Source organism: Cloacibacillus sp. (assembly GCF_020860125.1).
GTDB lineage: Bacteria > Synergistota > Synergistia > Synergistales > Synergistaceae > Cloacibacillus.
This window is the reverse complement of the sequence record NZ_JAJBUX010000073.1, coordinates 1-24,838: the sequence shown is the minus strand read 5'-3', so window position 1 is coordinate 24,838 and position 24,838 is coordinate 1. Positions and strand designations below refer to the sequence as shown.

Genomic DNA, 24,838 nt, shown 5'->3' with positions numbered 1-24,838 from the left:
AGCAGCGGTTTAACTAAAGCTTTCGCACCAGCAGACGCTTTGTCATGATCCAGCGGAAGCAGAAGACATGGGCGCCTAGAGTTACTATCCATGAAACCGGGTACGAAAGGTAGACCGTGGTTACGGTGTGGAATGTCTCCACATTAAAGAGAGTCGCGATCCAGACCAGACGCAGGCCGCAAACACCAAGCAGCGTAACTACCGTCGGCAGCACCGAATAGCCGATGCCGCGCAGCGTTCCAACCATACCGTCCATCATGCCGCAGAGCGCGTAAGTGCTGCACAGTATCCATAACCTCTGCATACCCGCGTTTATTACCGCGTCGCTCGAAGAATATATGCCAAGCAGCGTCCGGCCAAAGATGACAACAAGCGCGCTAAGAAGCCCGCCGACTACGACGATACAGAGCTGCCCCCGTAGGAGTACCTTATAGATACGCTTTATACGCCCAGCGCCGAAATTCTGACTCGTAAATGAGATGATCGCCTGATAAAAGGCGTTCATCGCGAAATAGACAAAGAGTTCGATATTAGCCGCGGCAGAGTTTCCGGCCATTACCACCGCGCCAAAAGAGTTGATCGAGGACTGAATGACTACGTTGGAGAGGGAAAAAAGAATTCCCTGAACCCCAGCCGGCAGGCCGATCTTTAAAATCTGCACCAGCTTTTCCCTGTCTATCCTCATCTGCGAGGGAACAAGCCGGATACCCCCGCCCTCGCGGCACAGACAGCGGACGACGAGCAGCGCCGATACGCACTGGGAGATGACCGTAGCGATCGCCACTCCTGCGACGTCGAGCTTTAGGTTAATGACGAAAAAAAGATTCAGCACCACGTTGATGACGCCGGCGACGACGAGGAAATAGAGCGGACGCCGCGTGTCGCCAACAGCCCGCAGGATCGCGCTGCCGAAATTATAGACCATCATCGCGGTCATGCCGAGGAAATAGATGACCAGGTAAAGAGTGGCAAGGCCGAGCACCTCTTCCGGGGTCTGCATCCATATAAGTATCCGGCGCGCGCCGACAATGCCGACCACTGACAGCAGAATGCCGCTGGCGATCCCGAGCACTATCGATGTATGGACCGTCTTCGCAAGATCATCCTCCGCCTTCGCCCCGTAATAGCGCGCCGCAAGAACATTCGTGCCAATCGAAAGACCGATGAAAAGATTAGTCAGCAGTCCGATAAGAGAGCTATTAGAGCCGACCGCTGCCAGCGAGTTATCGCCCGCGTAACGCCCAACGACGATAATATCCGCCGCGTTGAAGAGCAGCTGCAATATGCTGGAGCACATCAGCGGAATCGCGAAGAGAAGCATCTTCGGCAAAATAGCGCCGCTGCACATATCTATCTCGTATTTTTTATTATTTACTAACATCTATCTCAAACCCACCATCCAATACCAGTAATAGGTATCTATATAATTTTCTAAAAACGTCCTTGTACGCAGTTAAGACATTTTAACATAACACCGCAGAAATGAAGTGGATTTTTGAAAAGAAACAGAGCAAAGGCCAGATATAGTAAACAACTATGCGTATACGGTATGTATCATCGATATATTATGAATAAAAGGCTGTCAGCCAGCCAATCCGTACTGCAGTGTCCCATAATAATTTTTGTTTTAGTTTAGGTTGGATTCTCCCTGTCCGCATACGTTATTATTATAACCGTCCGTACTATTTATTATCGTATTGCGGCATAATGTGATAAACGATCGGATTCTAATCACGGCTCGTGTGCATGGAGACGTGCCTGTGACACAAACTACCTTTATTTATCATACATTACTTCGAGGTGATTACAAAAACAGAGCAACAAAAAACCCTGTCCACAACAGGGTTTTTTGTTTTATTTTCATGTGCTTATTTTGACTTCTTTTTGTAGATTTGGTGCCGGAGGGGGGGGTCGAACCCCCACGAGGTTTACCCTCGGCGGATTTTGAGTCCGCTGCGTCTGCCATTCCGCCACTCCGGCTTTGCGCTTTGCATGGTATCATCAAAAAGATAAATAACCACGAGCCTCAGCTTAGGCACGAAAAATATGGTAGCATCTACGACCGGATTTTGCAAGGCGCTTCGACCGCGGCACAAGGGCAGCGTGATAGATTAGCGCCGCCGTTGAGAAAGATGATAATTACATAAATTTAGATTTAGGCGGCGAGGTCCACCAGTTCCAGACCTCTTCCCCCGTCTTCCATCTGGTTTCCCTGCCTTTTGCGCGTCTCACCAGAAGCATTTTTTCAAAGGCACAGATATAAAGGTCTTTGTACTTCGGCCATCGGAAGGAATCGCGAAGCTGCTTCTTCCACCCCCCCATAGGGCAGCATATACAGCCAAGCCTTTTAAATCCTTCATTATAGAGAGGGCAATAGGAGACGGAATTGCCGGTTATGTATTTCCAGACATCATCAGTGGTCCAATCAAAAATCAGGTGAATATATTTTTTTGAGGGGTTCTTGCTGTCGGTTTCAAACCGCTGTCTTTTGGAGCGTCTGGCGCTTTCCGCCAGCCGGACACCTGTGATGACCGTCCTTCCAAGGCCGCCGCGCTCTTTAAGGTAGCGGCAGCAGTAGCGCGCGATCCTAGTCGGCGGCATTCCCACTTTAACTATCAGACCCCACATCGATATTTCCGGCCTGTCCCAGATTATCTCCTGCTGTGCCGCGATAAAATAGACCAGTTCTGGTGGGTCTACGGTGGTGACATTGTAATGGGCGTCATATTTCACACCGCTTCTGCGTACAAGGTCAAGAATCACCGTGCTGTCTTTTCCGCCGCTGTAGGCCACATAATACCCCTCCGGCGGCTCATTGTTCCGGAGAATTTCTAACGCCGCTTCTGTTTTTTCGTCTAATGTCATACTCTCTCACCATATTTCTGCCAACCTTTCAACAATAAAGATGCCATTTGCGGCATCATACCTTTCACTCTTACGCTATTTGTGAAGAACCTCCCAATCTCTTCTATTCACGATAGAATAGGCGAAAGACGAAATCTACGGTACATAAAAAGGCTGAACCTTTACCGCGTCTTTCCATTTATCAGTGAGACATTGCAAAGACCGTATGTAATACGTATAGGTGACATAACGGCTGTAAAGATATTTGCTCCGCAGCAGGCGGTAATATAATATAATAGACAAAAATATGTACCTAGGAGGCCTTGATGTGAAGACCATCACTCTGGCACACTATACAATGAAAGATATTGAACCAGCTCCGTGGGTCGAAACATGGGAAAATCTGATGAAATTTGGTTCGCGCATGGCGCCGAAGCTGATACCGCTCGGATTCAAATTAAAGCTGCGCAAGGTGATTTTGGACGAACTTACGCAGGATAACCTCATGACGGCAAATATGGTGACGATCGAATGCGAGGAGGCCGGCACGCCAGAGACTCCTATCGAAAATCTGTTGATGCTCGAACTCGACTTCACCTCATGCAGCGAGTGTAAAACACCCGGGGGACAGGAGTTTCCCTGCCGCACCTTCACCAGCTTCAGCGGCGATATATGCCAGGCCCTGTCAGAGGAGTTTTTTATGGAGGCGACGCTGCGCGTAGCCTTTAAATCACAGCACGAATGCGGCTGCCACTGCGGAGACTGCGACTCCTGCGCAAGCGGCTGCGGTGACGAGGAGGCCGGCGTCCGCACAGACAGCTGCGGCGAGGAAGGCCATCATCACGACCACGAAGGTAAGGATTAGAGACATGGCTCATTTTAATGTTATTACAAAGGGCGGAGACAAAGGGACGACCTCGCTGGCAAACGGCGAACGCATCGCGAAGGACGACCGCGTAGTAGAACTCTACGGCACGATCGACGAGTGCCAGGCGGCGCTGGGAATGGCACGCGCCTTCTGCGAAGAGGAAAATACAGCGCGTGACATCTACTTCATCGAGGATTATCTCTTCGGGGCGATGGCCTATTACGCGAAGTGCGACTACCCCGCGCCCGATCCGGCGATCATGGAGAACATGGCGGCCCGCGTCACGGAATCCCTGCCGGAGGGCGGCATGACCTTCGTGCATCCCGGCGACACCCGCTGCGGCTCCGCGCTGCACTTGGCCCGCACGATAGCGCGCCGCGCCGAACGCGTCGCGACGCCGCTATTCCGCGAAGGAAAGCTGGAAGAGAAGGGGTATCAGTTCCTCAACCGCCTCTCCGACGTCATCTATCTGCTGTCGCTGAAGGCCGACGCCGACGCGAAAAAATAACACCGCCAAAGAGGCCGCATAAGAACCGCGCCCGCATCCTCAGGAGATACGGGCGTTTTTTCGTCGTTTATGAGCGGCCTGAGTGCCGCTGTATGTATACCTCTATTTATCCTGCTTTTCATCCGTCTCCGTAGAGAACCTCTTCCAGAGGCGCTTGAGGCGATCTTCTATCCTCGCCTCCGCTCCGAGCTTGCCGGGGAAATAGAAGCGGCGCACTTCGGGCATGTAGGCCTGCGGCACCCAATGATTGGGGCTGTCATGGGGGTAGACATATCCCTCGCCGTCGTTTCGCAGGTGGCTCGGGACCTCCATTATTTTCCCCTCGCGGACATTCTGCTGCGCCGCTTTGATCGCGAGATAGGCGCTGTTGCTCTTCGGCGCGGCGGCAAGATAAATGACCGCTTCGCCGAGGATCAGGTTCGCCTCTGGCATACCGACGCGGTCAACGGCGGCGGCGGCGTTCTGCGCGACGACAAGCGCCATCGGGTCGGCGAGGCCGACGTCTTCCGCGGCGAATATGCAGAGGCGGCGCGTAATGAAGCGGATGTCGTCGCCGCCCTCAAGCATACGCGCGAGCCAGTAGAGCGCGGCGTCGGGGTCCGAACCGCGCATGCTCTTTATCAGCGCCGATATCACCGCGTAGTGGTCGTTTGAATTTCTGTCGTAACGCTGCGTGGCGGCTCCGGTGCTCTGCGCGACGATTTCGTCTGTGAGCAGCGAGCCGCCGCCCATCGCCGCCGCCGTTACGGAGGCTTCGAGCCGTGTCAGCGCCTGACGCGCGTCGCCGCCGGCCAGCGCGGCGATCCGTTCTATCGTCTCCGCCTCGGCGCGCACGCCAAGACGGCCCAGCCCGCGTTCTCCGTCGTTCAGGGCCCGCGTCAGCAGTTCGCAGATATCTTCGTCTTTCAGCGGTTCAAGAGTGTAGACGACCATGCGCGAGAGCAGGGTCTTGTTGATCTCAAACCAGGGATTTTCCGTCGTCGTCCCAATAAGGATGAGGTCCCCCGTCTCGACGGACGGCAGCAGAACGTTCTGCTGCTTGCTGTTGAAATGGTATATCTCATCGACAAAGGCGATCGCGGAACGTCCCGATATTTTTTTCTCTCCGCGCGCGCGTTCCACAAGCTCGCGCAGGGTCTCGACCTTCGCGCTGACGGCGTTTATCTCAAGCAGCACGCGTCCTGTCGTGCGCGCGATGAGCCGAACCAGCGTAGTCTTTCCGACTCCGGGAGGACCGTAGAGGATACAGCTTGGGGCTTTGCCTCCGTCGAGCATGCTGCGCAGCGCCTTCCCCGGAGCCAGGATATGCCGCTGTCCCACATATTCGTCAAGGAGACGCGGCCTCATGCGCTCCGCGAGAGGCACCTCGAAGCTGATATTCTCTCCGCCGCCGGCCTCAAAAAGGCTTGTTTCCGCCATCGTTATATCTTTTTACGTTCTATGAAACGCATTATATCGAGCGAATTTTTCGGCGCGTTAAGCGGCGCCTCGCATTCCGTGACGACCCTTGCGAGAGGATAGCGCGGCGTGAGGAAATCGCTTATCACCTCGGCCCATTTGCGTCCCATCGCCGAGGTGTCAAATGAGGGGTTCTTCTTCCAGTCCTCGGGAGTAAATACTTTCTCCGGATCGACATAGAAACATCCCACTCCGAGCGAGGCGGCGCGGGTAAGCCAGCAGTCCGTTGTCGGCGAGGGATCGGCGGGAACGGCGAAGGTAAAGGAGGCGGCGTTAGACAGCCAGCGCTCGCCCTTCTTGGCGTATATCTCACGGTATTCCCACGGCACGATCTGCTCACGGGAGTTCAGCGCTTCGACAAAGTCGGTCATAAGCGGATAGATCACGTCGGCCCAGCCGCTCCATGCCGGTTCGTCTCTCTGCACCAGCACGGCGCGCATCCCCGCGCGCCGCGCTCCCTGGAGGTCGTAGAGAAAATCCCCCACGTAAACACAGTCACGCGGCTCCACGCCGATAGCGGCAGCCGCCGCGAGCAGAGCATGCGGGTCAGGCTTTACCCATTCCATATTGTCACGCCCCCAGGTCTGCGGCGGGAGTTCGAGGCCGATAACCTCCGCCCCGCGCCTGATCACCTCCATGCAGTTACGCGAAAGGATGCAGTAGGGTATATTCTTTTTATTCAGCCACTTGATCAGTTCAAAGGCCCCCGGAACCGGCTCGGCATTCTCCGCACCGGCCATTTCAAGTTCCACCAGCTCTTTGAGCATCGCCGCACGCATATCAGGCGCGAGCGTCCAAGAGTCCTCAAGCAGCATCGCCCGCCGGCCGCCGTAGTATTTTTCACGGATGCCGGAAAAGTCCAGTTTAGTCTCGGCGATGACGCCATCCCAGTCCAATAAAAATCCGGAAGCCCCCGCAGGGCTCCAAAAGGGTGCCTTTATGCACATGTTATCCTCCCGAAATTCATCACTATAAATTCACAAGCAACTCAACCATTATATTCTCTGCAAAAGGGCAGAGTCAGACACAGTTATATTATAACCCAATTAACGGCAATTTTTTAATTTTTGCATACAAGTAAAATGCTTTTATCTTTTTGGCGGAAACCACAGCGCGGCTCGTCTGCCTGACGATGCCGCCGCCCGAGCGGACGAACATACATGAGGCTGCCCCGCTTCTGCATATTTTCAACATCTGTAAAAGACAAAAAAGACCCCGCGTGGCCGTGTATGGGAGGTCTTGACCCGATCCTAAACAAGGACATAGGAGCGTATCCGCTTAACCTGGTCGATACTTACGTATCTCCGCCGCCTTCGGAAGACGATCCAAACGGGTTTATTTGTTGGCTCAAGACTCAACCCATATCACACGCACCCAGCAGGGTAAATGGTATGGCTAATGTTTATTAATTTAGATTATAGCCCCGAAATAGAAAAAAACAAGTGGTACGGCGAAAAATTGTAACAAATACGCATGGATCCCGCAGAATTCACCGGTTTTGTCTCAGTCTCTCAGCGCCTCGAGCTCTTCACGGATGTTGTCTCGCAGCCAGAGTCCGACGTCCGGTGAGGCCAGCATTCCGCGGTCACCGTCAAGCGCTTCGACTATTTCGTCGGTGTCGAGCAGGAATTCGCGCCCGTTGATGATATGGCGGTATCGCCAGTGAACGTTTGGCGAGCCCATGACCAGAGTCATAATTGTCGCCGGCATATCTCCCAGCGGCGGACGGTCGACGCTTCCGTACTGGAATGTCGCGGTGATGGTAGTTCCCACGCCCACCGCAGAATCGATCACCAGCCCGCCGCCGCAGAGCTCCGCCGACTGCCGCAGAAAGGGCAGCCCCATGCCGACGCGGCGCGTCGTCCTCGTGGTCGTGAAGGGGTCGGTCACTTTCGCGACAAACTCCGGACTCATGCCGCGTCCGTTGTCCTTGACCGAAAAGAGGAGCAGATCTTCCCTCTCATCCTCTTTTATCGTGATTTCCACCTCGTCAGCGCCGGCCATCGTGCTGTTCTCGGAGATATCCAATACGTGCGCGGAGAGATCTTCAAGCATGCTTTTTCCTCCTTTTTACAATCGCTTATCTATTTTTATTCGATTATGACTAATAATCGCTCTTGATAGTATAATCATATCATGCTATACCTTGATGACGATCATATTTTTTGAGGAGGATCACATGATAAATATTGCAATCCACGGACATTTCTACCAGCCTCCGCGTGAAGACCCTTGGACGGGGACTGTCCTCCACGATCCAACCGCCGCCCCGGCGCACGATTGGAACGAACGTGTATGCTCCGAATGTTACCTGCCAAACAGCTGTGCCAGGATACTCGGTATGGACGGGCGCATCAAAACGGAGATCAACAATTACGCAAGGCTGAGTTTCAATTTCGGCCCCACGCTCCACAGATGGATAGAAAACCATTCGCCGTCGCTCAATAAGACGCTGATAGAATCACAGTCGAGAGCGATCGCCCAGGCCTATAACCATATAATCATGCCGTTAGCCTCGGAACGGGATAAACTTACGCAGACCGTATGGGGCATGGAGGACTTCAAATACCGCTTCGGACGCGCGCCCAAGGGCATGTGGCTGCCGGAGACGGCCGTCGACATCCCCACGCTTGAGACGCTCGCCGCGTGCGGCGTCGAGTTTACGATCCTCGCCCCGCACCAGTGCAGGGCGGTGATCATCGATTCAAGCCCCGTCCTCACCTCCAGAGGGGCGAACCTTGACGTAACGCGTCCCTACCGCTGCGAGCTTCCCTCGGGACGTTCGATAACGATAATCTTCTACCATGCAGGACTGGCGCAGGGCATCGCCTTCGGCGGGCTCCTCGATAACGGCGACCTGTTTAAAGAGGCCACGGTGCGCGCCGCGGCGGAGGGGGAGGATCGCATCCTTGTGACCGCGACCGACGGCGAAAGCTACGGACATCATCACAAGTTCGGCGAGATGGCCCTCGCGCGGATGTTTGAGCAGATGGAGCTGGACGAGAGGATAAATCTGCCATCTATCGAAGAGTTCCTTGAAAAACACCCGCCCACGGCAAGCTGCCTGATCGAGGAAAATACCTCCTGGTCCTGCGCCCACGGCATCGAACGCTGGCGCAGCAACTGCGGCTGCCATACGGGCGGAGAGCCCGGCTGGAACCAGGAATGGCGCGGACCGCTGCGGGAGGCCTTTGACAATCTCTCCGCCGCCGTCGACGAGCTCTTCGAGGAAAAGATATCGCCCTACGGCGATCCCTGGCAGCTGCGCAACGAAGCTGTCGAACTATACGAATGCGGGCTCACGCTCAGCGAGGAAGAGGCCGACGCGCGCAGGAGGGCCTTTACGACCGAAAGGTTCGGCGATATCTCGGAGGAGATATCCGGCAGGATCACAGACCTGATCGAGATGGAGCGTATGCGGATGTTCACATACACTTCGTGCGCCTGGTTCTTCAACGACGTCTCCGGCGTCGAGACGAAGCAGATCATCTCCTACGCCCTCCGCGCGGCACAGCTTGCGGAAGCGGCCTCCGGCAGAGCATTCATCAAACCGCTGCTCGAAGATCTAAAAAAAGCGCGCGGCAATACTAAGGAACGTCCAAACGCCGCCGCGGTGGCGGTACGCGATATCATGCCGCGTATGCAAAAACATCTTGACATGGAAGCAGCCAGTGAAAAAAATACAGACGGATTGGAGAAGATGAACGGAATGAACTATGGAACAAATCTTGCAAGTTCACTGCTCGCGACGCTCGAGCACGACCCAGCCTTTAGAAATACCGCCTATTTCTCAATGGAGATCGCGCTTATGCCCGAGATACCGACCTATTCTGGCGGCCTCGGCGTACTCGCGGGGGATATTTTAAAGAGCTCCGCCGACCTCGGGGTGCCGATGGTGGCGATGACGCTGCTCTATAAAAAGGGCTACTTCGCGCAGAAGATCAATAAAGAGGGACGGCAGACGGAGTATCCCGTGGACTGGAATCCGCGTGACTTTATGACGCAGCTGCCAAACCGCGTGACGATCACGATGAACGGACACCCAGTGACCATCGGAGCATGGTGTTATATGCTTGTCGGCCAGACGGAGCACCCGCTGCCGATTTATTTCATCGACACAGACCTGCCCGAAAATTCTCCCGAGGACAGGCAGCTCACCGCCGAGCTATACGGCGGTGACAACAAGTACCGCCTCTGTCAGGAGCTTATCCTCGGCATCGGCGGCCTGCGCCTGCTGCGCGACATGGGTTACCGCAACATCTCGACCTTCCACCTCAACGAGGGACACGCGGGTTTCCTCACGCTCGAGCTGCTGCGTGAACAGGGCTACGGCGATATCGAAAAGGTCAAGAATCAGGTTATCTTCACGACGCATACGCCGGTGGCGGCGGGACACGACTTCTTCTCCTACGACCTCATCGACGAGGTGATGGACGGCGACGTCGCTCAGATACTGCGCCAGCACGTCGGCGGCAACGGCCTTTCAATGACCGATCTGGCGCTGAAGCTCTCCCGCTACGTCAACGGCGTCTCGCATAAACACGCGCTTGTAAGCCGCGCGATGTTCGGCGACGAATCGATAGACTGGATCACGAACGGCGTCCACTCGACGACCTGGACCTCGCCGAGCTTCACAAAACTTTATGACACATATATCCCCGGATGGCGCAATGATCCCTCGCGGCTGATGCAGGCGCTGCACATCCCAGACGAAGAGCTGTGGAACGCCCACCAGGCGGCGAAGATGAAGCTGCTCGCCTTCGTTCTCGAAGAGACGGGACAGCAGCTGGAACCCGACGTGCTGACGATCGGCTTTGCGCGCCGCGCCGCGACCTACAAGCGGGCGGACCTCGTCTTCTCCGACATCAGGCGGCTCGTGGAGATCGGCAAAGGCAAAGTGCAGTTCATCTTCTCCGGCAAGGCGCATCCCCACGACGAACCGGGGAAGGACATCCTCCAGAAGATAAACAACATCGCGCGGGAGCTCGGCGCGGAGCTTCCCGTAGTCTTCATCGAAAACTACAACATGGGCCCAGCTAAGTTCATCACCTCGGGCGTGGACATCTGGCTCAACACGCCGATACGTCCGCGCGAGGCCTCCGGCACAAGCGGCATGAAGTGCGTCCACAACGGCGTCATGAACTTTTCCGTTCTTGACGGCTGGTGGATAGAGGGCTGCATAGAGGGCAAGACCGGCTGGGCGATCGGGCCGGAACCTAATGAAAACGGAATGGTGGAGTATAACGAGGCTGAGGACGCCGTCGATCTCTATAATAAACTTGAAGAGAAGATCATTCCCGCCTATTACACCGACCGTAAGAGGTGGATAAGCATGATGAAATTCGCAATCGCAGTGAACGCAAGCTACTTCAATACACACAGGGTGGTGCACGAGTATTGTGAAAAGGCTTATGGTACCGTATTCCGCGGACATTAAAATGGAAAGGGAAAACGAGTTTGTACTAAAGATACTGCACGTGTCGCCGGAATGCGCTCCCCTCGCTAAAAAGGGGGGCCTCGGAGACGTGGCCGGTTCGCTGCCAAAGGCGCTGCGCAAAAACGGCATCGACGCGCGCGTGCTGATGCCGGGCTGGCCCGGCGTGCTCGACAGGGCGCGGGAGCTCTCCGCGCTTCCAAGCCGCCCGCTGGGCACGGTCTCCGTCGCGCTCAACTGGCGCTCGCTCTCCGCGAAGCTCTGGCGCGCCAGCATCGACGGGCTGCCGATATATATCCTCGAAAACGACGAGCTCTTCGACAACGAAAATATCTATCCCGAGGAGATGCGCGCCGCGACCGCCGAGCCGATGATATTTCTCTCCTACGCGGCCTTCGAACTCTCCCGCGCCGCGCGCTGGAAGCCGCAGATCATCCATGCGCACGACTGGCCGACGGCGATCATCCCCAGCGCCCTGCGCTGGCACCGCCACTACGCCTCCATGGCCGGAGACTTCGACACCGTCTATACGATACACAACATGGCGCATCAGGGTCTCTTCCAGCAGGAGTGCCTCAACGGCTGGGGCTTTATTCCGGACTCCTTCTCCGCGCTTGACCCCATCTCGCTTGAATTCTACGGCCTAGTCAACCTTATGAAGGGCGCGATAAATACCTCTGAGGCCATTACAACGGTGAGCCCCAGCTATTCGTGGGATATCCAGACGCATGACGGCGGCTTCGGCCTTGACGGCGTTATGTCCACAAACAAGGGCAAGCTGCGCGGCATCCTGAACGGCATCGACTATGACGTTTGGAACCCGCACAAGGACCCGCTGCTGCCGGCCCACTACGATATAAGCCGCCGCGACGGCAAGAAGGTCTGCCGCCGCGCGCTGATGGAGAGCTTCGGCTGGGACGACGACGGACGGCCTCTGATAATCTTCGTCGGACGCCTCACCGAGCAGAAGGGCGTCGACATCATGCTCGAGGCATTGGAACGCTTCATGCCCGATAAGATATACGCCCTCATCATCGGCTCCGGCAATGAGTTTTACAACAGGAAGCTCGCGGACTTCGAGACAGCTCACTCCGCATCGGTACGCACGGTGACGGCCTTCAGCGAGGAGAGGGCGCATCTAGCCTACGCCGCGGGAGACATCCTGCTGATGCCCTCCCTATTTGAGCCCTGCGGCCTTTCACAGCTCATCGCCTTCGCCTACGGCACAGTTCCGGTGGCGCGCGCCACCGGCGGCCTCGCCGACACCGTCATCGACGCTGACAGTTCGCCTGACGGCACCGGTTTTCTCTTTGCCGACTACAGCATCTCCGAGCTGGAAGCGGCGCTCAACCGCGCCCTCACGGCAAAAGAGGAGCCCGAACGATGGAACAGAATCGTAAGAAACGCGATGAAGGAGGACTTCTCCTGGAACGCGTCGGCGAAGGAATATGCGGCGCTGTACAGGGATGTCATCACCGCCGATTAATAGACGTTTATATTTAAATGGACTATAATAACGTCTAATAAGATAGGCGCTGGCAATAAGAACTAGTTTCATAGTCGTAATCCTTTGAAAAGGAGGTCATCTTTATGATTCACGGAAAATATGGGCGCGTACTGGGAATGGTCCTTGCAGGAGGAAAGGGCGAGCGCCTGATGCCTTTGACAAGGTATCGGGCTAAGCCGGCCGTTCCCTTCGCCGCAAAATACCGCATCATAGATTTCGCCCTCTCTAATATGGTAAACAGCGGGCTCTTTTCAATCTACTGCCTCATTCAGTTCAAGAGCCAGTCGCTCCATGAGCATATCGGCAAGGGCTGGCAGTTCGGGAGCGCGCTGCGCGGCCGTGACTTCTTCGTCAATGTCGTCCCCGCGCAGATGTGGGACGGCGAACGCTGGTATGAAGGCACGGCGGACGCGATCTTTCAGAATATGCACCTTGTGACGCTATTTGACGCTGACTGCATCTGCATCTTCGCCGCGGACCACATCTACAAGATGGATGTTGAGCAGATGCTGGCGTATCACATGGACAACAACGCTGACATCACCGTGGCGGCCTACGTCGTCCCCTCCTCGGAGGCGAGCCAGTTCGGCTGCATAGCGACAGACACGGAGGGACGCATCATAGATTTCGTGGAGAAGCCCGCCGTTCCCCCCGAGATTCCCGGACGCCCCGGCTACAGCTTCGTCTCCATGGGCAACTACATCTTTGAGCGCGAGATCCTCGAAGAATCGGTCCTCTCAGACAACGAGCGCAAGGACAGCACCCACGACTTCGGGCGCGACATCCTGCCGATGCTCTTCAAGGGCTACAAGCTCATGGCCTACGACTTTTCGACCAACAAACTGCCCGGCGACGACCGCCCCTATTGGAAGGACGTGGGAAGCATCAAGGCCTACTGGGAGGCGCACATGGACCTGCTGCGCCACCCCTCGGCGCTCTCGCTCTACAACCAGCAGTGGCCCATCAGAACCGTATCCTATTCGGATCCGCCGGGATTCACCTACCCCGCCAACGACCACTCCTGCTCGGTGGACGGATGCCTCCGTGCAGAGGCGAGCCGCGTGCTTGGCGCGTATGTGCGCAAGAGCGTGCTCTCGCGCAACTGCGTGATAAACTCCGGCTCCGTAATCGAAGAGACGATCATCGGGCAGAACGTCCATATCGGTGAAAACTGCCGTCTGCGCCGCGTGATCGTCGACGCGTATAACGTAATACCGGACGGCACCTCAATAGGCTTCGACCCAGAGGCTGACGCCGAACGTTATCATGTGGACCCCTCGTCGGGACTCGTCGTCGTCGGCATGCCGAAGATACAGCTGCGCAAAAAACTCCAGATCCCCGGCTCCTACGAAAACATGTTCGCTACCGACGGCTCCGGCTTCTAAGAACTACTAAAAGATACAGAAAAGCCCGCTCTCATTGAGCGGGCTTTTCTATTTTTATGCGCTCAGGCCCTCTCTATCAAGGCTCTTAATCCTCGTCGGATTCAGGGTCGGTCATATGCGAGGCGTCACAGAAGGGTTTGTTGCGCGACTGCCCGCAGCGGCAGAGCGTCACCCTGTTTCTCACCTCGTACCGCGTGCCGTCGGAACCGATGATAGGAATGCCGCCCCTCACCCATATGGGGCCGCGTTTGCCCTTCGGGTGGTCATCTATAAGCGATATCTCCTGCGGAAGCTCCGCCTCGGCCTTCTCACCGTCTATCACGACCGTAAGCCGCCCCGCGGGACAGTTACAGGCCTCTTCAACGGCGAGATCCGCGTTTTTCCGGTCCTCTATTAGCCCCCACACCTGTCCGTTGGGGTCGCAGAAACGCGCGAAGGCGCAGAGCTCCCTCTTATCCATCAGCGTCATCCCGTCGCCCTCATATATCTCGCAGGACTCGTCGTAGGGGATATTTTCCGCCGTCTCCGTACCGTCGAAATGTATCTTTGCGTGCGTGCCGTCACAGAAGGGCCTGTTTTTTGAATGGCCGCAGCGGCAGAGATGGTAGCTCTCCTGCGGCGGATATTCCCTTGTCTTCATCCAGGCCACGGACTCTCCGCGCTCGTTGGGAACGATCCTCATCTCATTGAGGGGCACGCCGCCCGTCACCTCGTAGGGACCGTCCTTCAATATGGTAATTTTTTTCTCTCCCATTACTCTATACCCTCTTCCCTTTGGATATAATGACTGTATTTGCCGATAATCCTAGCACCGATAAAATATTGCGCTCCGGCTCTTTGCCTACCGCAAAAACGGCCATTTCGCCTAATCGTGGAACAGGCCGCGATAACGGATAAAAAAGGAGCGGCGGCCCCGTCACCGCCTCCGCAGTTCTCCCTTCTAATCCTCGTCGGCAGTCTTATAGACCTCGCCGATGACCTCCGCCGCCTCCGGCGTCACTATCAGCTTACGGCTGATATTCTCAAGGATCGTCCTGCCGCCAGCAAGATACCAGCGGTTGAGCAGCTCCGCATGCCCGCCGGAGACAAGCTCTTCCAGCCTCTCCGGCCAGTCGGAACGTTTTTCCTCGTTAAGCGTATCTATCCTCACAAAACCGCGTTCGATAACCACCGCGGCGACTTCCTTTCCATTGTTCCTTATCGTGACAAGTTTCATCGAAACAGCCCCTTCAAAAGTTTTCGTCTATATTATACGGCATCGGGAGATACCCGGCGGCAGGGCAAAGAGAAAAAATTACCCGAGAATCGCCCTCTCCGCTCTTGACAAATATATCAGGGCATTGTAATCTACACCAAGTTGGTAGAGAAGGTGAGGATTATGGCGATCACACAAAAATGTCAATACGCACTGAGAGCGATATATGAACTTGCGCGCCGTCAGACAGACGGCCCCTGCAAGATCGGCGCCGTCGCCGAGGCGCAGAATATTCCCGTTCGCTTTCTTGAAAATATTCTGAGCAGTCTGAAAAGCGCCGGTGTAGTAGACTCCGCGCGCGGCAAGGATGGCGGATATTTTCTTGCGAAGCCTGCCGATGCGATAACGGTCGGCGAGGTGATACGCTTCATTCAGGGTCCTCTCGGCCCTGTGGAGTGCGGGACGCGCATGGACGACGACTGTTCGCTATACGAGGACTGCGTCTTCCGGCCGCTCTGGGACAAAGCGCGCGAGGCACTTGAGGCCGTCTACGACGGCACCACCTTTCAGGACCTCGTCAATCAGTCGGATAACAGCTGCCACCGGCCGGACTGCTGGTGCGGCAAGAAGAATAAAAATTAAATTCTATGAGGTGAACTGGCATGGCACCACGTGAAGTATATCTTGACAACTCGGCAACGACAAAAGTAGATCCAAGGGTAACGGAGGCGATGCTTCCCTATTTCTCCGAGAAGTACGGCAACCCCAACAGCCTCCATAAGTTCGGGCGCGAGGCGCGCACGGCTATAGACAACGCGCGCGCGCAGGTGGCGTCGCTGATAAACGCAAAGCCCACAGACATCATCTTCACAGGCGCCGGCAGCGAGGCCGACAACCTGGCTATCAAGGGGGCGGCCTGGGCGCTGAAAGAGAAGGGCAAGGGCAGCCATATAATCACGAGCTCCATCGAACACCACGCCATCCTCGACACCGTCAAATGGCTTGGTAAGATGGGCTTTGAATATACGATCCTCCCCGTCGACGGCAAGGGATTTGTCTCTCCCGCCGACCTTGAGGCGGCGATCCGTCCCGATACGATACTGGCGACGATCATGTTCGCCAACAACGAGATCGGTACGATCCAGCCCGTTAAGGAGCTCGGCGAGGTCTGCCGCAGGCACGGCGTAATGTTCCATGTCGACGGCGTGCAGGCGGCGGGACATATCAAGATCGACGTAGAGCAGCTGCCAATAGACATGATGACGATGGCGGCGCACAAAATGTACGGCCCGAAGGGGCTCGGCGCGCTCTATGTCCGCAGGGGCGTCAAGCTGATCCCGACACTCCACGGCGGCGGTCAGGAGTTTGGACTCCGCTCCGGAACGGAAAACGTTCCCGGGATCGTCGGCTTCGGCGTGGCGGTGGAGATCGCGAAGGAGCGTCTGGAGCGCGGCGATGACAAGAAGCTCGCGCAGCTGCGCGACTATTTCATCAACGGCGTCCTTTCAAGGATACCGGAGTCGCATCTCACGGGAGCTACAGGAGACGCCCGCCTGCCCTTCCACACGAGCTTTACGGTCAAATACATCGAGGGAGAGGGCATGCTGCTTCTGCTCGACGCGGCGGGCATCGCCGCCTCCAGCGGCTCAGCCTGCACCTCCGGCAGTCTTGAAGCGAGCTACGTGCTGCTCGCCACCGGGCTCGACCACACTACGGCGCACGGTTCGGTGCGTCTCACGATGAGCCACGACACGACAAAAGAAGATATCGACTACGTGCTTGAGAAGTTCCCCGAGATAGTGGAAAAGCTCCGCGCGATGTCGCCGTTTTATAAAAAGTAACCAGGATGAGGAGATGATGTCATGTACAACCAGAAAGTAGTAGATTATTTCATGAATCCGCGCAACGCGGGCAAGCTCGACGACGCGAACGCGATCGGCGAGGTCGGAAACCCCACCTGCGGAGACGTAATGAAAATTTACCTCAAGATTAACCCCGAGACCGAGGTGATCGAGGACATTAGATTTGAAACCTTCGGCTGCGCGGCGGCAATCGCCACCAGCTCGATGGTGACGGAGCTCGCGAAAGGCAAGACGATTGCCGAAGCTCTCAAGATAAACAACAAGGACGTCGCCGACGCCCTGGGCGGACTGCCCCCCGTGAAGCTCCACTGCTCGCTGCTCGCGCAGGAGGGCATCCAGGCGGCGGTGGCCGACTACTATATGCGCAAAGACGGGAAGCTGCCCGAAGGACTGGCCTTCCCCGGCAACTGCACGGCGTGCGGCGGTGCCTGCGGCGGCCATGAGGAAGAGGAAGAGGAGCGCTTCGTAAGCGAGGACCACCGTGTTGCAGAATAAAAAGGGTAAGATAATCGCCGTCTGCAGCGCCCCTAAAAAGGGCATGATAAAGCATGAGATCGGCGAGGGCACGCTCATCGAGGGCATCGGCCTCGAGGGCGACGCCCACGCGGGATTTATGCACCGCCAGGTAAGCCTCATCTCGATGGAAGACATCCGCACGATGATGGCCAAACTGCCGAACCTAGTACCGGGCAGCTTCGCCGAGAACCTCACTACCGAGGGCTTCGACCTCGGCCAGCTCAAGATCGGCGACAGGCTCAAGGTCGGCGAGACGCTGCTCGAGGTCTCGCAGATCGGCAAAGAGTGCCATTCGCACTGCGAGGTCTTTAAGCAGACGGGCGAGTGCATAATGCCGAAGAAGGGCATCTTTACCAAGGTGATAAAGGGCGGAAAGGTCAGAAGCGGGGACACGATAGAGTTCGCATAAAATTCAAAAGGGCCGCTTTCGGGCGGCCCTTTCTTACGGGAGATAAAAGAAAACATGAGCCACGACCATCATCACGAAGACGAACATGAATGCCGGGTGCATGGCTGCTGCGATCCCGAATGCAGGGGCCGCGACGATCATCATGCGCACCACCACGTACACGGACATGACAGCGGCTGCGGCTGCGCCTCGTGCCATGCGCTCGACAATATATTCAGCGAAAACGAAGAGGACGAGAGGGAACAGCAGGCCGAGTTCCGCCGTGAGATAACCTTTCTCGCGGTCGCGGGCGTCATCTTTTTAGCCGCGCTGCTGCTTGAGGAGCTCGCGCCGCAGATCGCGCCAGCCTGGCTCTTCAATGCCCTCTTCATCATCCTCTACCTCGCGACTGGCGTTCCCGTCTTAAAGACGGCCCTCAAAGCGCTCTTCAAAGGCGATATCTTCAACGAGTTCACGCTGATGGGCGGCGCGACGCTGGCCGCGATCGCCATCGGCGAGATGTCGGAGGCGGTCGGAGTCATGCTCTTCTACCGCCTTGGCGAGGCATTTCAGGAACGCGCCTCCGCCAACTCCCGCCGCTCGATAAAGGCGCTGCTCGCGCAGAAACCGATGACGGCGCGGCTGGTGGTCGGCGATAAGATCGTTGAAAAGGACCCGAAGGAGATCGTGAAGGGAGACATCGTGCAGGTGCTTCCCGGAGAGATAATCCCCATCGACGGCCATGTGGTAAACGGCGTCTCGCAGATCGACGCCTCGGCGATCACCGGCGAATCCATGCCCGCCGCCGTGTCAAGTGGCAGCGAGGTACACGGAGGCACGCTCTCGCTCGACGGGCTGCTGTTAATCGAGGCGGCGGGGCCCTTTGAGGATTCGACCATCGCGCGGATGCTTGAAATGGTGCAGAACGCCGTCGAACGCAAGTCTCCGACGGAGCGCTTCATCACCAGATTCTCCAAGTGGTACACCCCCGCCGTGTTCTTCCTCGCCGCCGCGGTGATGACCCTGCCTCCGCTGGCGGGTTACGGCAGCTGGCACGAATGGATATACCGCGGGCTGGTCCTGCTCGTCATCTCCTGCCCCTGCGCGCTCGTCATCTCGATACCGCTCGGCTACTTCGGCGGCATCGGCGCGGCCTCCAAGAACGGCATCCTCGTGAAAGGGGCGAACGTATTCGACGCCGTGGGCAATGTCGATATCGCGGTATTCGACAAGACCGGCACCCTCACATACGGACGGTTCAGGCTGGCCAAGACTCTGCCAGCCCCGGGGGTAAGCGAACGCGAGCTGCTCGACACCGCGGCGCTGGCGGAAAACGGATCCACCCATCCGGTGGCGAAATCGATCATGGCCGCCGCCGGCGAACGCCCCGTTCCCGCTGGCGCCTCGATAACACAGATACCGGGCAAGGGAATGATCTGCCGTCTCGGCGGCGACACAGTCGCCTCGGGCAACGCCGCGCTGATGGCGGATTTCGGCGTGACGGCGCCGGAGATAGGCGAACATGGCACCATCGTTCATGTCATGAAAAACAGCAGATACATGGGCTCGATGGTCGTCGCCGACGAGATACGCCCCGAATCGGCGGAGACAGTCGCCGAACTGCGCCGCCTCGGCATCAAAGGCGTCTACATGCTGACGGGAGACCGCAACGATACGGCGACGGCGGTCGCGAGAGAGCTGAAGCTTGACGGTTACAAGGCGGAGCTGCTGCCGGGCGACAAGGTCGACGCGCTGAAAGACATCTGTCACGGCGACACAAAAAAGACGATATATGTCGGTGACGGCGTTAACGACGGCCCCGTGCTCGTCACCTCCGAAACGGGGATCGCCATGGGCGGCTTCGGCTCGCAGGTCGCCGTCGAGGTGGCCGACGCCGTGATACTCGACGACTCCCCCGCCAAAGTGGCGGATCTGCTGCGCATCGCGAAAAAGACGCGCGCCATCGTCTGGGAAAACGTCGTGATGGCTCTCGGCGTGAAGGGTATATTCCTTATCTTCGGCGTCGCGGGGCTAGCAGGCCTATGGGAGGCGGTATTCGCCGACGTCGGCGTCGCGCTGCTCGCGATCCTCAACTCGACGAGGGCCACGAGGATAAAATAGACGGCGCAAAAAAGGAATTTTTATGCGCTTAAACTTGACAACGCAGATAAACCGGGCAATAATAGATAATATAGTATCGATATAAAAAAGGAGAGATTTTTCATGAATCTTAGTGCACGCAATCAGCTAAAAGCTACTGTTGCCGCTGTTAAAAAGGGAGCCGTCAACGACGAAGTATCGCTTCGCCTCGCGGACGGCACGATGCTCACCTCAATCATCACCGAGACCAGCTGCGAGAACCTCGGCCTCAAAGAGGGCGCCGAAGCCTATGCGGTGATCAAAGCCTCAAACGTGATGATCGGCGAAGGCGAGGGCGGGCTGAAGCTCTCGGCACGCAACCAGCTCAAAGGCAAAATCACCGCCGTGACAGAGGGAGCGGTAAACTGCGAGATCCTCGTGACCCTCGCCGGCGGCGAAAAGATCGCCTCCATCATCACCAAGGCCAGCACCGAACGCCTCTGCCTCAAAGAGGGCAAAGAGGTCTGCGCGATAATCAAAGCCTCCGACATCATGGTTGGGGTGAAGGCGTAACCTTACGCAAAAGCCGCACCAGCTATTCGGGTACAAAATTTTTCCACACAAAAAGCCGCGCCTCACAGCGCGGCTTTTTCGCATATCCTAAAACAGAGACCGGCAGTCATCCCGGCATGGAGGAGCACTTAAGCGGAAAGACACAGTAGCCGGCGCGGCCGCCGCGCTTCACCTCATATAGGGCGATGTCGCTCTGCCGCAGCAGCGTATCTATATCGACCGAGGGGTCCTCCGTCCTCGCGATGCCGATGCTTCCGGAGAGGATATTGAAGAGCGGGTGGTGGCTGAATGCCTCGTTCATATTCCGCAGCAGCGATCCGGCGCGTTTTTCCACCGCGGCGATCTCGCAGTCTCCGATCAAAGAAATGATAAATTCATCGCCGCCAAGCCGCGCGATAAAGGCGTCAGGGAAACAGGAACGCAGGATATCGGCGGTGGCGACGAGCGCTTCATCGCCTGCCTGATGGCCGTGCGTGTCGTTGACCTTCTTAAAGTTATCGAGGTCTATGTATATGAAACAAATGGGCCTACGCCCGCGGTTCTTATTCACATATTCGTAAAAATAGCGCCGGTTGTACAGTCCGGTAAGAAAATCCGTGTTTGAATCGTGGAGCACCTGGGCCTCAAGCATACGCTCCGTCGTCACGTCACGGTAGATATAGAGCTCCCCAACCTGATTTTCAAAGATATCCCGTATCTCTTCCCGCAGGATCTCCAATATCATTTTATCGCCGTTGATATCTATGGCAGCCTCCGCGACGCCATCATCAGTTATCCGCATATTGCCGCCAAGCGTATCATGCTTCCAGACGGCGTAATTACGCCCCAGTATCTGCCCTTCCTCAAGTCCGAAATAACGCAGGAACCTTTCATTAGCGCTCGCAATAGTGCCGTCGCTGTCCTTTATCAAAATGCCGAAGGGCATGCTGCCAAGCACGATCTCAAGCTCGGTCAGCATATTTTTCAGGTCGGTAACGTCATGCGCGATGCCCACAGTCCCGACCACCTGATGATCTTCGTCGAAGATCGGGGATTTATAGGTCTTGAACTGCCGCAGGCCATGTTTGCTCTTTACCTTTTCGTCGAAGGCGCGGGTCTTTTTCTCACGCAGCACTATCTCTTCGGTTTCAAGACAGACATATTCGCCCTGCTCATATTCCTCCTGCTTCAAATCCCATATATAGTAATGCCCTCTGCCCTGAACGTCGTTCTTTGTCTTGCCCACGGCGCTGCAAAAGGCGTTGTTTACCTTCAGGTGCGCGCCGCGTACGTCTTTGAACCAGATAAGATCCGGAACGCTGTCCATCGCCACGTCAAGGCAGTTCGAGACAAACCATTTATCCTTTTTTAGTTTGATACGTTCCAACAGACGGCGAAAATGGAAGCCGGTCAGCCCCGGCGTAAACGGCCTCTGCCAGATGTCGTCAAAATCCGCCGCCCATTCCGGCAGACCTTCGCGGAGATCGGCGCAGAATACAAGTTCAGCGCCTTTTTTACATATTCCGCGCAGTTCGCGGCACGGTCGTTCCACCGGCAGATCGAATACCGCAACGTCGCATTCCGCAAGGCTCTCCACCGTTATATGGTCGAAGATCCTGATCTCATGTTCAAACCTCTCAAGAGGCGCGACAGCCTGCAGCTCGCTCTCAAGAGCGGCGTCGCCGCCGTATATATGGATTTTTAAACAGTAATGATACATTGCCAACCACATTGCAACCACATCTTTCACATGCTTGAATTTTGCCGGACACGGCGCGGATATCTGCTGCGCCGCCTGATTTATTTCGGCTCTATCCACAGCTTAGGGTCAAATGGAACTCTCTCAACGATACCGATCGCCTTCACCGTTTTACCGTTCCGGTCCTGTATCGCGGTAAGCGACACACGGTTCCAGGCAAACTTTCCGTCGCCCAATATGGCGCGTATCACGCAAGAGGCCTTTTTCTCCCCACGATAGATGGCCTCGTATATTCCTCTGAATCTGTCGATATATTCCTCGCACACCGTACCCTGCTCGATAAATCCCTCGGGAGCGTTAGTGACGGTGGCGTCGAGCCCGAAAGTCTTTCGCGTATATTCCGAATATGTGGCGACCCTCGTCCGGACATCCAGCTCAAATATCGCGATGTTGGTAGCCTCCATAGCCAGCCTGAAACGCTGTTCGCTGATCCTCAGCGTCTCTATCGCCTCCATCTGCTCCGTAACATCGGCGAGCGCCGCGTAATATATCTCATCCTCGCCCTTTTTAGCGAGATGGAAGAGGCGCATCTGTATCCAAAAATCGGTAACCCCCACGAATGGACGCACCGTAACCTCAACGCTGCCTTCATCGGAGGCCCCCTGAATCTGCTTCAATGATTTCACCAGCAGCGGGCGGTCCCGTTCCGCAACGGTAGGCATAATGTCCTGCGCCATATCATTCGTGACTCCCGCGCGGCGCAGCAGCTTGAAATATTCCTCGTTGCCGCGCAGCAGATAGAGCTTTTCTCCGTCAAAGGAATAGATGGCGATCGCTCCCAAGATGTTGCCCATGAGCCTGTCGCTCATCATATCGCGGTTAAATAGCTCGTGAAAATCAAGATATTGGTTCTGTACGGGAATCAGCTTACCGCCGTTCTGGTAGTCCATCTTCTCGGGAGCGTTGATCAAATTCAAGAACTGCTCCGCCGTCATCGGCCTGTAATAGTAATATCCCTGCGCGTAGACACAGCCGATCGTGAGAAGAAAATCTACCTGATCTTTCGTCTCCACACCCTCGGCGATCATCGGCAGATTCAGCCACTTCGCCATACGCACGACAGATTTGAGAATATCGCGGCTCTTCTGGCTGTCGCGGCGCAGGAAGCCCATATCTATCTTAAGCACGTTGACATCGATATCTTTAAGCATGTTGAGCGACGAATAACCGCTGCCAAAGTCGTCCATAAGTATGGTGAACCGGTTGTTCATAAGCTTCATTATGGTGTTGATGATCTCCTGCGGCCGGTCCGCGTAGGCGCTCTCCGTGATCTCGAGTTCCAGCAGCTCTGGGCTGATGTCATAGCGGCGGAGTATCGTCATGAGCGTGTCACATACATCCATACCGAAAAAGTCAGTGCGCGAGATGTTGACCGATACGGGCAGCGGTTTACCGCCAGCGTCAATGAGACGGCGAAGCCAGGCTGCCGCCTCTTCCCACACATAGCTGTCCAGCCGTTTGATAAAACCGTTCTTTTCGAATATCGGGATGAAAGAGGCCGGCGAAATGACGCCCTTTTCGGGATGGACCCAGCGCACAAGCGCCTCCGCGCCGATTATCTTTCCCATCGTCATATTGCATTTAGGCTGAAAATATATCGTAAATTCCTTTTTTTCGAGCGCCGACTCCATGCTGCTGAGAATCTCCTGCTCTTCGAGCAGCATCGAACGGATATCGCTGTTATACACGGCGATATGACGCATATAGTTGTGCTTCACAGAGTCAAGAGCCATGACGGCCCAGTCGCAGAGCTTCTCCACCGGCGTATCGTTATCGGCGCGGCAGACGCCGATGGACGGCATGACCGACATCTCTACCGGACAGCTTTTGAATATACTGAGAATATCACTCTCCAGTATACCTTCCGCCTCATGCGATATCAGGAGGGCGAATACGTCGCTCGCGATGCGTGCGATAATACCGCCTCTACAGCCGAATTTGCGCTCAAGCCCGCGCGCGACGTGGCAAAGCAGCGAGTCGCCGCGCTCCATGCCGTAGATGTCGTTGACGAGTTTGAACCGCTCTATATCAATGCAGACTACGTCGAACGGACTGCCGTGAGGCATGGATATGAGTTCCGCGCATTTTTTGCAAAACGCGGCTTTATTGAAAATGCCCGTGAGCTGGTCATACTCCTGATAGTACCGGAGCTGCCTGCGCAGCGTTTCAATTTCGCCTGTTAAAGATGAACTTTCTTGTTCCTCCGCCATTTTATCTCACCGTCTATATCATATGCCTTATTTGGATTTCTGACATTCTATCATATTTTTCACAATAGTATATATATAAAAACTCTTTTAGGTTTTGTCAACATAAAAAGACCAAGATAGTGCGGAAGAATAAGAGTACTGCCTTGTATCTCTTAGCGTCATTTCATCCGGAGCCGCAGCGGCGGCAGTGCCTTTGTTTATAAAAATATCGCCGTTGTGGCCATCGCACCGGCGGATTTTCAGCGGCGTATCCTTTTTATCTATACCTTCACA

Annotated in this window: 21 protein-coding genes and 1 tRNA gene; 11 read left to right on the top strand and 11 right to left on the bottom strand. The window is 55.9% G+C overall.

What is annotated here, in order from left to right; translation table 11 throughout:
- Nucleotides 1-13 precede the first annotated feature (13 nt).
- The 3 genes from LIO98_RS09580 to LIO98_RS09570 form a co-directional block, all read right to left on the bottom strand.
- Nucleotides 14-1,381: an MATE family efflux transporter gene (locus tag LIO98_RS09580; RefSeq protein WP_291956149.1), complete on the bottom strand. Its 1,368-nt coding sequence runs from the start codon at nucleotides 1,379-1,381 to the stop codon at nucleotides 14-16.
- Nucleotides 1,382-1,893: 512 nt separating this feature from the next.
- A tRNA-Leu gene (locus tag LIO98_RS09575) sits at nucleotides 1,894-1,980 on the bottom strand.
- Between the two features lie 159 nt (nucleotides 1,981-2,139).
- A complete protein-coding gene (locus LIO98_RS09570) occupies nucleotides 2,140-2,865 on the bottom strand; it encodes a phosphoadenosine phosphosulfate reductase family protein (protein WP_291956146.1) in 726 nt (241 codons plus the stop codon).
- A gap of 307 nt (nucleotides 2,866-3,172) precedes the next feature.
- Here LIO98_RS09570 and LIO98_RS09565 point away from each other — a divergent pair, with 307 nt between their 5' ends.
- Nucleotides 3,173-3,709, top strand: coding sequence for a DUF2703 domain-containing protein (locus tag LIO98_RS09565; RefSeq protein WP_291956143.1), 537 nt, complete (start codon nucleotides 3,173-3,175; stop codon nucleotides 3,707-3,709).
- Between the two features lie 4 nt (nucleotides 3,710-3,713).
- Nucleotides 3,714-4,220 carry a cob(I)yrinic acid a,c-diamide adenosyltransferase gene (locus LIO98_RS09560; RefSeq protein WP_291956140.1) on the top strand — a complete coding sequence of 169 codons (507 nt, stop codon included), beginning with the start codon at nucleotides 3,714-3,716 and terminating at the stop codon, nucleotides 4,218-4,220.
- 102 nt (nucleotides 4,221-4,322) lie between these two features.
- On the opposite strand, the gene LIO98_RS09555 is transcribed toward LIO98_RS09560, so the two are convergent.
- From LIO98_RS09555 to LIO98_RS09545, 3 genes are all read right to left on the bottom strand, one after another.
- Nucleotides 4,323-5,639, bottom strand: a complete 1,317-nt coding sequence (locus tag LIO98_RS09555) for a replication-associated recombination protein A (protein ID WP_291956137.1) — start codon at nucleotides 5,637-5,639, stop codon at nucleotides 4,323-4,325.
- A 2-nt stretch (nucleotides 5,640-5,641) separates the two neighbouring features.
- Nucleotides 5,642-6,574: an HAD family phosphatase gene (locus LIO98_RS09550; protein WP_291956133.1), complete on the bottom strand. Its 933-nt coding sequence runs from the start codon at nucleotides 6,572-6,574 to the stop codon at nucleotides 5,642-5,644.
- Nucleotides 6,575-7,181: 607 nt separating this feature from the next.
- Entirely contained in the window at nucleotides 7,182-7,733 is a 552-nt protein-coding gene (locus tag LIO98_RS09545) for an ATP-binding protein (protein WP_291956131.1), read from the bottom strand.
- A 124-nt stretch (nucleotides 7,734-7,857) separates the two neighbouring features.
- On the opposite strand from LIO98_RS09545, the gene glgP reads away from it, so the two are divergent.
- The 3 genes from glgP (at nucleotide 7,858) to glgC (ending at nucleotide 14,004) form a co-directional block, all read left to right on the top strand.
- Nucleotides 7,858-11,115, top strand: coding sequence for an alpha-glucan family phosphorylase (gene glgP, locus LIO98_RS15435; protein ID WP_363304227.1), 3,258 nt, complete (start codon nucleotides 7,858-7,860; stop codon nucleotides 11,113-11,115).
- Between the two features lies 1 nt (nucleotide 11,116).
- A complete protein-coding gene (locus LIO98_RS09530) occupies nucleotides 11,117-12,598 on the top strand; it encodes a glycogen/starch synthase (RefSeq protein ID WP_291956127.1) in 1,482 nt (493 codons plus the stop codon).
- Nucleotides 12,599-12,702: 104 nt separating this feature from the next.
- Nucleotides 12,703-14,004 (top strand): glucose-1-phosphate adenylyltransferase, encoded by a 1,302-nt coding sequence (gene glgC, locus LIO98_RS09525; RefSeq protein ID WP_291956124.1) that lies wholly within the window; start codon nucleotides 12,703-12,705, stop codon nucleotides 14,002-14,004.
- Between the two features lie 85 nt (nucleotides 14,005-14,089).
- Here glgC and LIO98_RS09520 read toward each other — a convergent pair whose 3' ends face one another.
- On the bottom strand, nucleotides 14,090-14,758 hold the full coding sequence (locus LIO98_RS09520) for a CDGSH iron-sulfur domain-containing protein (protein WP_291956121.1): 669 nt from the start codon (nucleotides 14,756-14,758) through the stop codon (nucleotides 14,090-14,092).
- Nucleotides 14,759-14,944: 186 nt separating this feature from the next.
- Complete coding sequence (locus LIO98_RS09515; protein ID WP_291956118.1) at nucleotides 14,945-15,220, bottom strand: hypothetical protein; 276 nt, start codon at nucleotides 15,218-15,220, stop codon at nucleotides 14,945-14,947.
- 162 nt (nucleotides 15,221-15,382) lie between these two features.
- On the opposite strand from LIO98_RS09515, the gene LIO98_RS09510 reads away from it, so the two are divergent.
- The 6 genes from LIO98_RS09510 to LIO98_RS09485 all read left to right on the top strand — a co-directional run bounded on the left by LIO98_RS09510 (nucleotide 15,383) and on the right by LIO98_RS09485 (nucleotide 20,617).
- Nucleotides 15,383-15,841 carry an Rrf2 family transcriptional regulator gene (locus tag LIO98_RS09510; RefSeq protein WP_291956114.1) on the top strand — a complete coding sequence of 153 codons (459 nt, stop codon included), beginning with the start codon at nucleotides 15,383-15,385 and terminating at the stop codon, nucleotides 15,839-15,841.
- 20 nt (nucleotides 15,842-15,861) lie between these two features.
- On the top strand, nucleotides 15,862-17,040 hold the full coding sequence (nifS, locus tag LIO98_RS09505; RefSeq protein ID WP_291956111.1) for a cysteine desulfurase NifS: 1,179 nt from the start codon (nucleotides 15,862-15,864) through the stop codon (nucleotides 17,038-17,040).
- A gap of 21 nt (nucleotides 17,041-17,061) precedes the next feature.
- Nucleotides 17,062-17,556, top strand: coding sequence for an iron-sulfur cluster assembly scaffold protein (locus tag LIO98_RS09500; protein WP_291956108.1), 495 nt, complete (start codon nucleotides 17,062-17,064; stop codon nucleotides 17,554-17,556).
- Nucleotides 17,546-17,986, top strand: a complete 441-nt coding sequence (locus LIO98_RS09495) for an MOSC domain-containing protein (RefSeq protein ID WP_206153312.1) — start codon at nucleotides 17,546-17,548, stop codon at nucleotides 17,984-17,986. Before LIO98_RS09500 ends, LIO98_RS09495 begins: the two co-directional genes overlap by 11 nt.
- Before the next feature lie 54 nt (nucleotides 17,987-18,040).
- On the top strand, nucleotides 18,041-20,086 hold the full coding sequence (locus LIO98_RS09490) for a heavy metal translocating P-type ATPase (protein WP_291956099.1): 2,046 nt from the start codon (nucleotides 18,041-18,043) through the stop codon (nucleotides 20,084-20,086).
- Nucleotides 20,087-20,188: 102 nt separating this feature from the next.
- Complete coding sequence (locus tag LIO98_RS09485) at nucleotides 20,189-20,617, top strand: TOBE domain-containing protein (RefSeq protein ID WP_291956096.1); 429 nt, start codon at nucleotides 20,189-20,191, stop codon at nucleotides 20,615-20,617.
- A 106-nt stretch (nucleotides 20,618-20,723) separates the two neighbouring features.
- Here LIO98_RS09485 and LIO98_RS09480 read toward each other — a convergent pair whose 3' ends face one another.
- The 3 genes from LIO98_RS09480 to LIO98_RS09470 all read right to left on the bottom strand — a co-directional run.
- Nucleotides 20,724-22,328 (bottom strand): diguanylate cyclase, encoded by a 1,605-nt coding sequence (locus LIO98_RS09480; protein WP_291956093.1) that lies wholly within the window; start codon nucleotides 22,326-22,328, stop codon nucleotides 20,724-20,726.
- A 68-nt stretch (nucleotides 22,329-22,396) separates the two neighbouring features.
- Nucleotides 22,397-24,565 (bottom strand): EAL domain-containing protein, encoded by a 2,169-nt coding sequence (locus LIO98_RS09475; protein ID WP_291956090.1) that lies wholly within the window; start codon nucleotides 24,563-24,565, stop codon nucleotides 22,397-22,399.
- 87 nt (nucleotides 24,566-24,652) lie between these two features.
- The coding region (locus LIO98_RS09470; RefSeq protein ID WP_291956087.1) for a hypothetical protein at nucleotides 24,653-24,838 on the bottom strand (186 nt) is incomplete at its 5' end.